The 14,046-nt window shown below is 46.2% G+C and carries 12 protein-coding genes; 4 read left to right on the top strand and 8 right to left on the bottom strand.

The features are described from left to right. Positions 1–37 precede the first annotated feature (37 nt). Positions 38–1,687: a chaperonin GroEL gene (groL, locus tag VC188_RS01205; protein ID WP_215320974.1), complete on the bottom strand. Its 1,650-nt coding sequence runs from the start codon at positions 1,685–1,687 to the stop codon at positions 38–40. 28 nt (positions 1,688–1,715) lie between these two features. Beyond that, entirely contained in the window at positions 1,716–2,006 is a 291-nt protein-coding gene (locus VC188_RS01200) for a co-chaperone GroES (protein WP_072582790.1), read from the bottom strand. A 316-nt stretch (positions 2,007–2,322) separates the two neighbouring features. Here VC188_RS01200 and VC188_RS01195 point away from each other — a divergent pair, with 316 nt between their 5' ends. Genes VC188_RS01195 through dacB form a run of 4 tightly spaced genes read left to right on the top strand, consistent with a single transcriptional unit; the run spans position 2,323 to position 7,782 of the window. Continuing rightward, on the top strand, positions 2,323–3,165 hold the full coding sequence (locus VC188_RS01195) for a diguanylate phosphodiesterase (protein WP_323482764.1): 843 nt from the start codon (positions 2,323–2,325) through the stop codon (positions 3,163–3,165). Further along, a complete protein-coding gene (locus VC188_RS01190) occupies positions 3,165–3,788 on the top strand; it encodes a response regulator transcription factor (RefSeq protein ID WP_072582788.1) in 624 nt (207 codons plus the stop codon). Before VC188_RS01195 ends, VC188_RS01190 begins: the two co-directional genes overlap by 1 nt. Positions 3,789–3,794: 6 nt before the next feature. Further along, complete coding sequence (locus VC188_RS01185) at positions 3,795–6,221, top strand: response regulator (RefSeq protein WP_323482763.1); 2,427 nt, start codon at positions 3,795–3,797, stop codon at positions 6,219–6,221. A gap of 31 nt (positions 6,222–6,252) precedes the next feature. Then, on the top strand, positions 6,253–7,782 hold the full coding sequence (gene dacB / locus VC188_RS01180; RefSeq protein WP_323482762.1) for a D-alanyl-D-alanine carboxypeptidase/D-alanyl-D-alanine-endopeptidase: 1,530 nt from the start codon (positions 6,253–6,255) through the stop codon (positions 7,780–7,782). On the opposite strand, the gene VC188_RS01175 is transcribed toward dacB, so the two are convergent. The 6 genes from VC188_RS01175 to pyk form a co-directional block, all read right to left on the bottom strand. Beyond that, entirely contained in the window at positions 7,728–8,834 is a 1,107-nt protein-coding gene (locus tag VC188_RS01175) for an L-threonylcarbamoyladenylate synthase (protein WP_323482761.1), read from the bottom strand. The genes dacB and VC188_RS01175 overlap by 55 nt on opposite strands. A 2-nt stretch (positions 8,835–8,836) precedes the next feature. Further along, positions 8,837–10,021 (bottom strand): 5-(carboxyamino)imidazole ribonucleotide synthase, encoded by a 1,185-nt coding sequence (locus VC188_RS01170; RefSeq protein ID WP_215320983.1) that lies wholly within the window; start codon positions 10,019–10,021, stop codon positions 8,837–8,839. Between the two features lie 4 nt (positions 10,022–10,025). Then, positions 10,026–10,520 carry a 5-(carboxyamino)imidazole ribonucleotide mutase gene (purE, locus tag VC188_RS01165; RefSeq protein WP_215320985.1) on the bottom strand — a complete coding sequence of 165 codons (495 nt, stop codon included), beginning with the start codon at positions 10,518–10,520 and terminating at the stop codon, positions 10,026–10,028. Positions 10,521–10,569: 49 nt separating this feature from the next. After that, positions 10,570–11,469 (bottom strand): phosphoribosylaminoimidazolesuccinocarboxamide synthase, encoded by a 900-nt coding sequence (locus VC188_RS01160; RefSeq protein ID WP_323482760.1) that lies wholly within the window; start codon positions 11,467–11,469, stop codon positions 10,570–10,572. A 7-nt stretch (positions 11,470–11,476) separates the two neighbouring features. Beyond that, complete coding sequence (gene fba, locus VC188_RS01155; RefSeq protein WP_215320989.1) at positions 11,477–12,541, bottom strand: class II fructose-bisphosphate aldolase; 1,065 nt, start codon at positions 12,539–12,541, stop codon at positions 11,477–11,479. Positions 12,542–12,607: 66 nt separating this feature from the next. Continuing rightward, complete coding sequence (gene pyk / locus VC188_RS01150) at positions 12,608–14,044, bottom strand: pyruvate kinase (protein ID WP_323482759.1); 1,437 nt, start codon at positions 14,042–14,044, stop codon at positions 12,608–12,610. Between the last annotated feature and the right edge of the window lie 2 nt (positions 14,045–14,046).

Here is a 14,046-nt window from a genome sequence, read left to right as displayed (position 1 = left end):
ATTTCTACAGCCAGAAAGCTGTGGAAAGTAACAGCTATTACATCATGCCGCCCATTCCACCCATTCCACCCATGCCACCCATATCAGGCATACCACCAGCAGATTCATCTTTTGGTGCTTCGGAGATTGCGCAATCAGTTGTCAACAACAAGCCAGCAACAGAAGCAGCATTTACTAATGCAGTTTTTGTTACCTTAGTTGGGTCGATAACACCTTGTGCAACGAGGTCGCCGTATTCACCAGTAGCTGCGTTGTAGCCGTTATTGCCTGTACTTGCTTGTACTGCATTAACAACCACACCAGCATCTTCACCAGCATTGCTAACGATCGTACGCAATGGCTCTTGCATAGCGCGCAATACGATGCTGATACCAGCGTCTTGATCAGCGTTATCGCCTTTCAAGCCCTTAATACCTTGCATTGCACGAATCAACGCTACGCCACCGCCAGGAACAATGCCTTCTTCAACTGCTGCACGAGTTGCGTGCAATGCGTCGTCAACACGAGCCTTCTTCTCTTTCATTTCCACTTCAGTAGCAGCACCAACACGAATCACCGCAACACCGCCAGCCAATTTGGCTACGCGCTCTTGCAATTTCTCTTTGTCGTAGTCGCTAGTTGCTTCTTCGATCTGAACACGAATATTCTTCACACGAGCTTCAATCGCTTTAGCATCGCCAGCGCCATCGATGATGATGGTGTTCTCTTTGCCTACTTCGATACGCTTTGCTTGACCTAAGTGCTCAAGAGTTGTTTTCTCGAGTGTAAGGCCGATTTCTTCAGCGATTACTGTGCCGCCAGTCAAAATCGCGATGTCTTCCAACATGGCTTTACGACGGTCACCGAAACCAGGAGCCTTAACAGCGCAAGTCTTGATGATGCCGCGGATGTTGTTCACCACCAAAGTTGCCAAGGCCTCGCCTTCAACATCTTCTGCAATGATCAACAATGGACGGCCAGACTTTGCTACTTGCTCGAGTACTGGGAGCAAATCACGGATGTTAGCGATCTTCTTGTCAAACAAGAGTACGTATGGGCTTTCCAATACGGCAACTTGTTTTTCTGGTTGATTGATGAAGTATGGAGAGAGGTAACCGCGGTCAAACTGCATACCTTCAACTACTTCAAGCTCGTCTTCTAATGACTTGCCATCTTCAACAGTGATAACGCCTTCTTTACCTACTTTTTCCATGGCTTCTGCAATGCGCTGACCAATGCTGTGGTCGCTGTTTGCAGAAATAGAGCCTACTTGAGCGATTTCTTTAGTAGTGGTGCAAGGCTTGCTGATTTTTGCGAGTTCTTGAATAGCAGCTGCAACAGCCTTATCAATACCACGCTTCAGGTCCATTGGGTTATGGCCCGAAACAACATACTTCATGCCTTCGCGAACGATAGACTGCGCCAATACAGTAGCGGTAGTTGTACCGTCACCAGCGATGTCAGCAGTTTTGGAAGCAACTTCCTTAACCATCTGCGCGCCCATGTTCTGGAGCTTGTCTTTGAGTTCGATTTCTTTTGCTACGGATACACCATCTTTAGTGATCGTTGGTCCACCGAATGAACGCTCGATTACTACATTGCGACCTTTTGGTCCCAAAGTTGTTTTCACTGCATTAGCAAGAATGTTTACGCCTTCGACCATCTTGGTGCGGGCGTTATCTCCAAATACAACGTCTTTTGCTGCCATGATTAAATTCCTCTCTTAAATACCGAAATTACTTCTGTACAACAGCCATGATGTCGTCTTCACGCATCACGATGAGTTCTTCGCTGTCAACTTTTACTGTTTGACCTGCATATTTGCCAAACAACACGCGATCGCCTACTTTGACGTCAGGTGCGTTTAATTTGCCGCTGTCATCGCGCTTGCCCGGTCCTACTGCCAAAACTTCACCTTGATCAGGCTTTTCTGCAGCAGCGTCAGGAATAATGATTCCGGAAGCAGTTTTTGATTCTTGATCTAAACGCTTGATGATTACGCGATCATGTAAGGGACGCAAATTCATCTCTTCTCCTATGTTAGTAAGTGTTAACTATTTAAATAAACTATATAAATCAATGCTTTGTAATCTCTCACACGCAAACTAAGGCTAATTTATCTAAAAACCAGCTGTTTTAGCACTCGCGTGTAGGGAGTGCTGATTATATAGGTCTCATTCCTGGGATTTCAAGGGCGGATCACCATAAATTCTTTAAGGATTTAGCCTATTTTTATAATGGGGACAGGCTGGTAGGCCGATTCCTACAGATAAATCAGCCTAAAGCCCTTACCGCTCCAATCCGTCCTGCCTAGACTGGATAGCCACCGACTGGAGAATGCTGATGAGCCCGAAATCCCGGCTGTACACGCTTGTAAAGGCATGGAAGAACAAACCCTTCCAAGAAGTACGAGACGCCTGTGGCGACCCCTGGCTTGGACTTAGTAACCAAGCCCTTGAAGAACACCAATCCTGGTCTAAACGACAAGCGATTAGTTATGAACCCATTTTTAACTGCAAGGGAACCAAACTGACAGGATCTTTATTTAGACCATTACTGACTGCCTCTGACATGCAATTGCTGCGCCTTTTTATGGAAGGCTTAGACACCATCGCATATTGGTATCGCAGTGGTCGCTTTATTCCTGGCATTTTGCCAATACCAACACATGCCATAGCCTCAAGCCGCTACGTGGATGCAATGAGTGAACTCATTCTGAACTCACGCCTACCAGTGGGCTTGGTAAGTATTGGCATTCAAACAATTCCTGAGCCTGACATCGCCGATGCTTGTAAAGAAGGGTTGCTGCGTTTACGACGGCTTGGCATCTTGCTACATTTTCTGAAATTCACCGGAAGCATTGAAGAGTTGCAGTGGATCACGGAAATGCAATTAGAAGGCGTTCATATCGATATGAGTCAAATACGTGAACATGAGATGGCAAGCGATGCCCTTTCTCAACTCAGGCAATCGCCCTATTCACCTACACAAATTTATGCCAGCAATATTGGGTTAGTAAAGGATTTAGAAAACGCTTCCACTCTGATTGCCGACCATTCCTATGGTGGTCTCATGATGTCGCCTGTAAGTCGCCATCAGATGCTGCAGATTAACGATAGTCGTATCGCTAAAGCCATTTTTTCGCTGCACCCTCATCCACACCCAAACCAAAACGGAGACAAGTAATGAGAAAACGCGTGATGTTGGTAGATGACCATCCGGCAATGCTGATGGCTCTTAAAAGTATGTTGCAGGACCAGTTGCTTTTTGAGATCGCAGGGCAAGCCCAGAATGGTGAGGAGTGCCTTAGGTCCATGAAGGAGGTGAACCCCAATATGGTGATCCTGGATCTCGATATGCCCAAGACGGATGGCTTTGATGTCATACGCCGTATCGGATTAATGTATCCCGAGGTTCGAATGCTTGTTCTTTCCAGCATGGACGAGGCTGTTTATGGCGGGAGAGTACGCTCATTAGGCGGGCATGGTTTTGTAAACAAAACTGCAGGTGCAGATGTCATCCTAGCTGCTTGCGTTGCCATATCCCAAGGCTATAACTTTTTCACTCATGGCAAAAATGGCAATAGCTCATTAAGTGACAACGATAAGCTTGCGTTAATTTCTGATCGTGAGTTACAGGTTATGAAATATCTGGGTAAAGGTAACTCCAATCAGCAAATCTCCGAAATGCTGCATATCAGTAATAAGACAGTGGCTACTTATAAGACCAGAGTCTTTGACAAGCTGGGCATTAACAATATTGCAGACTTGATTTTGTTCTGTCGCATGAACAATATTATCGAAAGCTAATTCAGCATGCGTCGGTCCATCACCCGTATTGCCCTTTTTATCCTATTCAATGGGATATTAAGCAATACCTATGCAAACTTATTGAATTCATCAGAGCAACGGTGGATCGATGCCCATCCCGTAGTACGTTTTAGTATTCATGAAAAATACGCGCCTTACTTAGATGTGAATGGAAAGGGTGAGTCTGGAGTTTTTCATAGCTTTCTAAAAAAGCTCAGCGAATTTACCCAACAGGAGTTTTTACCGACGTGGCGAAAGAGTGATCAAGAGGGGCTTAAGCAACTAGCCAATGGAGAGGTGGATTTCATCATTGATCCGCCCGCTATAGATGATGAGTATCTGAAATTTGGGTCCTTATCAGAAGCAATCTTTTGGGGGCATGACGCTATTCTGACTAAACGGTCAAAAAACGATGCGCCTATTGAGCCAATTAATATTGCCTACTTTGACCGTGGCTTTGAAAACCCGCCAATACCCAATCATCCCCAAGCCAGCGTATCCGGTCATGCGGAAAAATTAGTATTTGATCTTCTCAAAAACGATATTGAGGCGCTTGTCTTACCGCTTCGCCTTGCGCAGCAACTCATTCAGAAATTAAATGCAGACAAGTTACGGATTGATGGGCTTTACAGCAGAGAACCCTTTGAATATCGCTGGCTTATCTCCAACCAAGATGAAGCTTTGCATGGAGTGCTTGAGCAGTTTCTCAATAATCTAGATCCAATTGCATCACGAGATCTTTTTAATATCAATGTATCTAGTTTTGAAAGAGTCCACCCATCTGCACCCAACCATTTACCTTGGCTCTCCACTTTGGCAATCCTAGTGATAGGCTCTACCTTGCTTTGGCGTATGCATCAGAGGCAAACACTTCAAAAACAGGAAGCAAAACATCTTATTTCATCGAAAGAGCAGGCAGAAAATGCAAACGCCGCAAAGTCTGCCTTCCTAGCCACCATGAGCCATGAAATTCGCACGCCCATGAATGCCATTTTAGGGGTGCAGGAGTTATTGCTTAGCAGCCCCCTACCTACAAATGAAAAAACTTTACTCAAGAGCGCGCACTCTTCAGCAGAATCTCTTCTAGGAATCCTAAACCAGGTTTTGGATCTATCAAAGATAGAGGCAGGCAAGCTTACGCTCAATATTGAGCCCTGCAATCTCAATGCTTTGATTGATGACATCGGTTCGGCATTCTCGACCGTGGCCCATAGACAGAGTCTCAAGCTACATACCTCAAAAGATCCACGCATTGCAGAAGTCTTGTTGTTAGATTCTTTACGTCTACGCCAAATACTGCAGAACCTGATTAGTAACGCCATTAAGTTCACCGATCATGGCGAAATCTACTTATCTATCGGCGTGCTTGCAGATGATCATGCGGGGCAACTGATTGAATTCAGAGTCATTGATACCGGTGTTGGTATGGGTACAGAAGAAATTACCCTAGCACTGCAAGCTTTTGAGCAAATTCCGGGTAATACCGAACAAGTGAATGGCACTGGTCTTGGCCTCACCATTACTAACCACTTAGTTACCTCCATGAACAGCCAACTTTACTTTGAGAGCGCACCTGGCTTTGGTAGCAATATTCATTTTTGCGCTGCATTCCCACGTACCAGCATTGCTGCAACCAGAGCCTCAAGACCTGAACATAGCAATATATCCAGAAAGCTAGTCTCCAAGCATGCTCAAAATAATGAGCGCCTATTGCAAGCCTTAGTAGTGGAAGATCACCCAGCAAGCCGCCAAATTATCTCGCTTCAACTTCAGGCGCTAGGCATTGAAGTATCAGTTTGCGATAACGCCAATACTGCGCTTGATCTCATCAATCAAAAGCATTTTGATCTTCTGTTAACAGATCAATCTATCCCAGGCATGCAGGGTTCAGAGCTTGCCAAGCACATACGTAATATAGGTAATCAAGACCTCATCATCATCGGAATTACCGCAGATATCTATGCCCTAGATTCACGACATCAATTCTTAGAGGCCGGCATGAATGGTGTCCTGATCAAACCATTAAGCCTCATGACTTTAGAGAATGAACTTTCTCGCTATTTCCAAGTCGAAGAATTAACTGAGACTACAACTCAAACTGGGGGTCTGGAGGAGTATTCATTTGACGCCTTCGGAAATCTCCTCAAACACAGCCCAGAGTACATTCTGGTCATCCTTGAAGAAATTAAAAAGGTGCATGATGAGGCCCTTCTTTCCCTGAGGAATGACGCCGTGGATGAAGGCGCCTTCAGAAGTATGGTTCATAAAGTCAAAGGGGGAGCTCAACTCCTCCATGCCAAAAACTTTACTAGGGCATGCGAAGCTCTGGAGCAAGAGAAGAATTTAGATGCTCGAATTACCACCTTTATTCAATTACTGGAGGACCAAAATCTAATTATTACTAGGTATCAATCTCAATATGCAAAGCTTTAATCTTTGATGCGGTGGGTTTATCCTATGGGGGATGCGTTTTTCTCCTCTTCGCCCATCCGCTTTTATCGCAATCCTCCTTTGGACGGCTAGTTCTTTAGCCTTTGCCGGCGAGACTGCATCCCCAGTAATTCCACCATCCGTAGCGAGTAGCCTCGAGCGCAATCAAATACCTCTTGATACGGTAAGCATTTCAGTTATCGAGATCGAACCTGGCCACCCCGGAAAGAATGTAGCTAAGAAAGTTTTAGATTGGCGCGGTGGCGATCCAATGAACCCCGCTTCAACGATGAAGTTGTTAACAACGCTTTCTGGTTTAGATATCTTGGGTCCACAGTATCGTTGGCGCACTAATGTCTATACAGATGGAGTGATTCGTCAGGGAATACTGAAGGGTAATCTATATTTGCAGGGAACCGGTGATCCCAAGCTTGTTCCCGAAGAGTTAGCCAAGATGATGAAAGATCTTCAGGGTCTTGGCATTCAGAAGATTGATGGCAATCTATTCTTTGATCGTAGTGCTTATGCAGCTAGTGTCATGGAGCACAACACTATTGATGGCGAAGCTCTACGTGCATACAACGTTCCGCCAGATCCTCTGCTCTATGCATTTAGAACCTTGTCGTTTCAACTAGGTAAGTCACGCACCGCGGATTTTATTGACATTAGTTACACCCCTCCCCTTTCCCAGTTAAAGGTATCTAACCAAATGCAGTTGGTCGATCGCTCATGCGATAACTGGAAAAGCAATATCCGCTTTAATTTAGATCCGGAAGGTGTCACCAATACCGATCAGCCTTTAACTGCACAGTTCTCTGGGGCGTTCCCAAGCTCCTGTAAGGGAGTGAACTTTAATGTCGTTGCGCTTGATGCCAACACCTTTCTAACGCAAGGATTTGCTGCTGCCTGGGAATTAGCTGGTGGCAGCTGGGCACAAGCTCCTATCGGCAAAGATGGCTCAGTTCCTTTAGCCGCTCGACTCCTATTGCAATTTGAAGGCAGCAAACTTGCCGATGATGTTGTAGACATCAACAAGTACTCCAATAACGTCATGGCTCGCCAAGTTCTTTTGACTATGGCTCTAGATAAGATGGGCAAACCTGCAACCACTGCCAATGGTGAGTTAGTCATTCAGAGCTGGCTCAAACAAAATAGTCTAGATTTTCAGGGGCTGGTGATTGAAAATGGCTCTGGGCTATCTCGCAACGAAGCAATCTCTGCCAGTCAAATGAATCAACTTTTATTGACTGCACGCAATCTCCCAGTGGGTGATATTTTTTATAACAGCCTACCAATTGCGGGTACCGATGGCACGATGCGCAATCGCTTAATGGTTCAACTACGCAAGTTTTTACATCTGAAGAAAAAACCAGAGGCCAGAATTAAAACGGGCTCTCTTGCCGATGTGCGAGCGATCTCAGGCTATGTAATGAGTAAATCCGGAAAGATGTATGCGGTGACTTCATTCATCAACCACCCAAATGCTTGGAGAGGTCTAGAGGCGCACGATCAGTTGCTATCGTGGCTGCTTGAAGATGGGCCAGAACCAAAGCATGCGCGCTGAAGACGATCTCTAACGCCGTCCCACTCCTCACCTGTTGGCGGTTCAGGGAATAAAATCAAATCCCAGCCTTGCTGATCTAAATCACGTAAGGAGCGATATAGGCGACTTGCAAAGGCACCGCTATCGCTTGGAACCTCAACCTCCTCAAAGTGGGCCGAAGGATGTCCATCTTCGCTTAAGGAGGATTCTGAATCCCACACTGCTACAGCAACACGCGATTTAATATCTGGATATTCAGTCAAGGCATCCAAGACACGACCCGGGGCATATAGGCGCAAAGGCGTAGTTGGCGCGTAATGCGCCTTAAGGCTTCCAGACACCCTAGGTAGACCTGCCGTTGCTTCATTACCCGCCTCAGTGCTTATCACTTCTCCAGGCTGATAAACCTTCACACCTGTCTTAGCAAAGATTTCACTTGGAGTGATTGCACCGGGTCTGAGCAGTACAGCCTTATCGCCAGATGACAAATCAATGATGGTTGACTCGATACCGACTTCACAATCTCCACCATCTAGGACCATTAAATCCAACATACCCTCGAACTCATTACGGACGTCAGCAGCACTCGTCGGCGATACCTTACCAAAGCGATTGGCTGAAGGTGCTACAACTCCGCCTTTAAATTTACGCAACAACTCTTGAGCAATAGGATGGGAAGGAGCCCGAATCGCTACCGTATCTTGGCCGCCAGTCAGTTCATTTAAAACACTTTTATCTTTCTTGAAGACCAGAGTTAATGGCCCTGGCCAAAAGGCGTTAATGAGCTTTAAGGCTTCCTCGGATAAGTCTCTTACCCACGGTGCCAAGAGCGCAACCCAATCGATTTGAGTTTGATCGAATTTATCTGGCGCAGCTAAGTGAACAATTAGAGGATGATTTGATGGACGACCCTTAGCAATAAAGATTTTCTTAATCGCTTCAGGGTTTTTAGCATCCGCGCCCAAGCCATAAACGGTCTCAGTAGGAAAGGCAACCAATCCACCGTCACGCAAGCTTTGTACTGCCTCATTAATCACTGCAGAAGATTGCAAGTGGGTACTGTCTGCGGACATTTCTAGGGCTCGATCCCTAATTCAGTAGCAACAGCTGCGCAATTTTGGCGAGCTTCATTGAGGGCTTCACCTAAGCAGTTAATGTGACCCATTTTTCTACCAATGCGTGGCGCAGACTTGCCATATAGATGCAGCTTTGCATCGGGGTGAGCGAGTACTTTATTCCAAGCAGGCTCTTTTGGTTGGTCTTCACTACCTTCAAACCAAAGATCGCCCAATAAGTTCAACATGGATACGGGCGCTAACTGACGGGTATCACCCAATGGCAGCCTAGCCATGGCTCTCACCTGCTGCTCAAACTGGCTGCTCACACAAGCATCCATGGTGTAGTGGCCTGAGTTATGTGGGCGTGGCGCGATTTCATTAGCGACGATGTCGCCGTTCTTCAGTACAAAGAATTCCACACAAAGAACACCAACGTAATCGATCTTCCGAATGAGCGCCTTTGCTGCATCAATGATTTTCTTTTCTTGAGCAGGCTTCAGTGAAGGGGCTGGCACAGTCGAGGTATGCAAAATACCATCGCGATGGATGTTTTGGGCTACCGGATAAGCCACCACAGCATCATCATAACCACGCACTACCAAAGCCGACACTTCAAAATCCAATTCCATGCGCTTTTCTAAAACGCAAGGTACGCGCCCGAACGCATTCCATGCAGTAGTTAACTCTTCTGCGCTATACACAGTCGCCTGACCTTTACCGTCATAGCCCATGCGCGCAGTCTTTAAGATTCCGGGAAAGAGCTCCTTTGGAGTATGGGCAATATCAGCCTCATGCTCAATCACAAAGTTGGGAGCTGGGCCAATATTGGTTTCTGACTTCCAGGTGGCTAAGAAATTTTTCTCAGCAATACGATTTTGAGCAAGAGAAACACAGCTACTGCGTGGCGCCACAAATACACCCAAGGATTCCAACTCATCCAAGGCTTGTGCTGGAACATTTTCAAATTCAGTGCTCACTGATGAACACAATGCAGCCATCTCTTTTAAAGCGGCGCTGTCAGTGTATTGCGCTTGAATAAATTTTTCGGCAATGGAGCCTGCGGGACTATCAGAACCAGGGTCGAGCACGCAAACCTTGTAGCCCATTGCTTGAGCGGCCTGAGTAAACATCCGCCCCAATTGACCGCCACCTAAAATTCCTAAATACGAACCCGGCAAAATGGGTTCCATACGATCTGCCATGTAATTAATATCCCGGCAAATTCATTGAACGCGCGGTATCAGACTGCTTCGCACGGAAATCTTCTAAGCGCTTTGCTAAATCAGCATCATGCAAAGCTAAACCAGCAATCACATGCAAGGCAGCATTCGCTGCACCAGCTTCACCAATCGCAAAAGTAGCAACTGGAATACCTTTAGGCATCTGCACAATAGAGAAGAGAGAATCTTCACCACGCAAATATTTACTGGCAACAGGTACGCCATAAACAGGAACAATCGTTTTTGATGCGAGCATGCCTGGTAAATGGGCCGCACCACCTGCTCCAGCAATGATTGCCTGCAAGCCATTAGCTTGGGCTTTTTCTGCATACTGAAACATATCATCTGGCATGCGATGTGCGGAGAGTACTTTTGCCTCGTGCGCAATACCAAATAGCTCAAGCATTTGAGCAGCGTGCTGCATGGTGTCCCAATCTGAATTGGATCCCATCACTATTCCGACGATTGGCTTCTTGCTCATTTACCTCTCCAAATGCCTTATAACCATTAAGGGCTCTATTATCCCTGACTCAAGAAGTCTCAGTAAGACGGGTAAGCGCTTCACGATACTTCTGGGCAGTCTTTTCAATCACATCCGCTGGCAATTGCGGCGCAGGAGCGGTTTTAGGCCATAACTTACCATTCACCATAGCAGTTTCAAGCCAATCGCGCACAAACTGCTTGTCATAAGAAGGTGGGTTTGAACCTACATAGTAGGTCTCCGCAGGCCAAAAACGTGAAGAGTCAGCCGTCAGGATCTCATCCATCAATACCAATTGTCCATTGGCATCAAGTCCAAATTCAAACTTGGTATCGGCAATGATGATTCCACGAGTAGCAGCGTACTCAGAAGCCTCTTTGTACAAACGAATACTGACTTCACGAATTTGATTGGCTAACTTTTCACCAATGAGTTCGATGACTTTTTCAAATGAGATATTTTCATCATGCTGACCAAACTCCGCTTTAGCTGCAGGAGTAAAAATAGGCTCAGGTAATTTCTGGGCATTCTCCATGCCTTCCGGCAAAGCAATACCGCAGACCTTGCCAGTTTCTTTGTAGTCTTTCCAGCCACTACCAGCTAAATAACCACGAACTACTGCCTCAACCAAAATTGGCTTTAAGCGTTTAGCAACTACCGCACGACCTTTGACTTGGCTAATCTCATCCACTGCCACTACAGTAGCTGGATCAATACCAGTTAAATGATTGGGAATCACAGCAGCCAATTTATCGAACCAAAAATTAGCCATTTGATTGAGAACTACGCCCTTCTCTGGAATGGGCTCGCCCATCACCACATCAAACGCAGAAAGACGGTCAGTAGTAATCATCAGCAACTTGTCGTCATCTAATGCATAAACATCGCGCACTTTGCCTTTAGACAACAAAGGCAATGACTTAATAGAGGTAGCGTACAAAGCGGGCATATTTAAATCACTTCACAATTTGAGTTAATTTGCCGCTCTTATATAGCTCAGCCATCTTCTCTAAAGAAATCGGTTTAATTTTGGAGGCTTGACCAGCAGAACCAAAAGCCTGGAAACGCGCAATACAGACCTTCTTAGCGGCTTCACGGGCTGGCTTCAAATAATCGCGTGGGTCAAACTTGCTTGGATTTTCAATCAAATAACGACGAATTGCACCAGTCATTGCTAAGCGGATATCCGTATCGATATTGATCTTGCGCACTCCATTCTTGATGCCCTCTTGAATCTCTTCAACAGGTACGCCATAGGTCTCTTTCATATCACCACCAAATTCACGGATCTCAGCGAGCAACTCTTGCGGAACACTAGAAGAACCATGCATTACCAAATGTGTATTGGGAATACGCGCATGAATTTCTTTAATGCGATCGATTGCCAAAATATCACCTGTTGGCTTTTTGGTGAACTTGTATGCCCCATGGCTAGTACCAATCGCAATAGCTAAGGCATCGCACTGAGTGGCCTTCACAAAATCAGCAGCCTGCTCAACGTCAGTCAGTAATTGCTCACGAGTCATCTTGCCGTCAGCGCCATGACCGTCTTCTTTGTCACCTTGCATAGTCTCTAGCGAGCCCAATACACCTAATTCAGCCTCAACCGTAACTCCAATAGAGTGAGAGAACTTCACCACTTCTTTGGATACGTCTACGTTGTACTCGTAGCTAGCAACACTTTTACCATCGGCCTCTAAGGAACCATCCATCATCACACTGGTAAAGCCACTCTTAATCGCAGCCATACACACTGCCGGGCTTTGGCCATGGTCTTGATGCATCACAACCGGAATATGCGGGTACGCCTCAACCGCAGCAGAAATCAGGTGGCGCAAGAACGCCTCACCAGCATATTTACGTGCGCCTGCTGAAGCTTGCATGATGACTGGGGAGTCTGCTTCATTTGCTGCTTCCATAATCGCCGTTACTTGCTCTAAGTTGTTCACGTTAAATGCTGGTAGGCCGTAACCGTTTTCAGCAGCATGATCCAAGAGTTGTCTTAAAGATACTAAAGCCATGATGTTCTCTTAATAAATAGTAATGAAGTTAAAAATAAATCTGTTTTGAATCTTTTTCAATGTGAATTACTTCACATGAATAATTTTGAGCGTATTGGTACCACCGGGCTCACCCATGGGCTCACCTGAAGTGAGCACAACGGTATCGCCCTTTTTGACTGCGCCCGATTTTTGCAAGCAGGCCTCGACCTCTTGCAAAGCAGTGTCACGATCCTTGGTGTAATCCAAACCGATCGGAGTGACGTTGCGATAAGTGCTTAACGCCCTCTGTGTGGCGATCTTGGAGGTCAATGCAAAAATCGGGACGTGAATATTGTGACGACTCATCCAAATGGCTGTTGAACCAGAGTCAGTTAAAGCTGCGATAGCATCGGCATTTAAATGATGGGCAGTAAACAGGGCTCCCAGGGCAATCGTTTGATCGATGCGAGTAAAGGTCTGATCCAAGAAGTCGGTGTCGAGTTTCACGCGATCTGACTTTTCTGCTTCAATACAGATCTCTGCCATCGCTTTAATAGTTTGCACTGGATACATGCCAGCAGCAGACTCAGCAGACAACATGACTGCATCAGTGCCGTCCAATACTGCATTAGCAACGTCGCTAACTTCAGCACGTGTTGGTACTGGCGCATTAATCATCGACTCCATCATTTGCGTAGCGGTAATCGTAAATTTGTCCGCCTCACGCGCCCAAGCAATCATGCGCTTTTGTAATGCAGGCACTGCTGCATTACCCACTTCAATAGCGAGATCCCCACGAGCAACCATGATGCCGTCACTCTCAGCAATAATGCTTTTAAGGGCTTCAGGCTCAATCGCTTCAGCGCGCTCTACCTTGGCAATGGTTCTGACTTTACCAACACCATACTTAGCGCTAGCGGCATCAGCCAACTTACGAGCATAGGCCATATCAGCGCCATCCTTAGGAAAGCTGATTGCTAAGAAATCTACGCCCATTGAAATTGCGGCATCTAAGTCAGCAATATCTTTTTCGGTAAGCGCAGGTGCAGTCAAACCACCACCAGCACGATTAATACCTTTGTTATTGGAGAGTGGTCCACCCTGCTCAACGATAGTAAATATCTCACCACCCTTAACGCTCTCAACTGTCAGCACCACTAAACCATCATTTAACAAAAGACGGTCGCCCGGCTTTACATCGCCTGGTAACTCCTTGTAGTCAAGACCAACGCACCCTTGGCTACCCATCTCGCAATTAACATCGAGAGTAAATTTGTCCCCTTCTTTCAGAAGGATTTTGCTATCCGCAAATTTACCCACACGAATTTTGGGGCCCTGTAAGTCGGCCATGATGCCAACCTCTTTGCCCACTTCAGCGGAGATAGTTCGCACCAAGTCATGACGAGCTTTATGGTCAGCAACGGTACCGTGAGAGAAATTCATGCGCACTACATCTACACCCGCACGAATCATGTCACGCAACACTTCAGGCCCCTCAGAAGCAGGTCCTAAGGTTGCAATAATCTTGGTTGCTCTCAACATAT

The organism is Polynucleobacter sp. MG-28-Ekke-A2 (assembly GCF_035012985.1).
Classification (GTDB): domain Bacteria; phylum Pseudomonadota; class Gammaproteobacteria; order Burkholderiales; family Burkholderiaceae; genus Polynucleobacter.
The sequence above is the reverse complement of the archived record's forward strand: the minus strand, read 5'-3'. Positions and strand labels throughout refer to the sequence as shown.

Bases quoted from the DNA above. Each gene is read 5' to 3' on its own strand.
- groL (WP_215320974.1), bottom strand. From the start codon at position 1,687: ATGGCAGCAAAAGACGTTGTATTTGGAGATAACGCCCGCACCAAGATG.
- VC188_RS01200 (WP_072582790.1), bottom strand. From the start codon at position 2,006: ATGAATTTGCGTCCCTTACATGATCGCGTAATCATCAAGCGTTTAGAT.
- VC188_RS01195 (WP_323482764.1), top strand. From the start codon at position 2,323: ATGAGCCCGAAATCCCGGCTGTACACGCTTGTAAAGGCATGGAAGAAC.
- VC188_RS01190 (WP_072582788.1), top strand. From the start codon at position 3,165: ATGAGAAAACGCGTGATGTTGGTAGATGACCATCCGGCAATGCTGATG.
- VC188_RS01185 (WP_323482763.1), top strand. From the start codon at position 3,795: ATGCGTCGGTCCATCACCCGTATTGCCCTTTTTATCCTATTCAATGGG.
- dacB (WP_323482762.1), top strand. From the start codon at position 6,253: ATGCGTTTTTCTCCTCTTCGCCCATCCGCTTTTATCGCAATCCTCCTT.
- VC188_RS01175 (WP_323482761.1), bottom strand. From the start codon at position 8,834: ATGTCCGCAGACAGTACCCACTTGCAATCTTCTGCAGTGATTAATGAG.
- VC188_RS01170 (WP_215320983.1), bottom strand. From the start codon at position 10,021: ATGGCAGATCGTATGGAACCCATTTTGCCGGGTTCGTATTTAGGAATT.
- purE (WP_215320985.1), bottom strand. From the start codon at position 10,520: ATGAGCAAGAAGCCAATCGTCGGAATAGTGATGGGATCCAATTCAGAT.
- VC188_RS01160 (WP_323482760.1), bottom strand. From the start codon at position 11,469: ATGCCCGCTTTGTACGCTACCTCTATTAAGTCATTGCCTTTGTTGTCT.
- fba (WP_215320989.1), bottom strand. From the start codon at position 12,541: ATGGCTTTAGTATCTTTAAGACAACTCTTGGATCATGCTGCTGAAAAC.
- pyk (WP_323482759.1), bottom strand. From the start codon at position 14,044: ATGTTGAGAGCAACCAAGATTATTGCAACCTTAGGACCTGCTTCTGAG.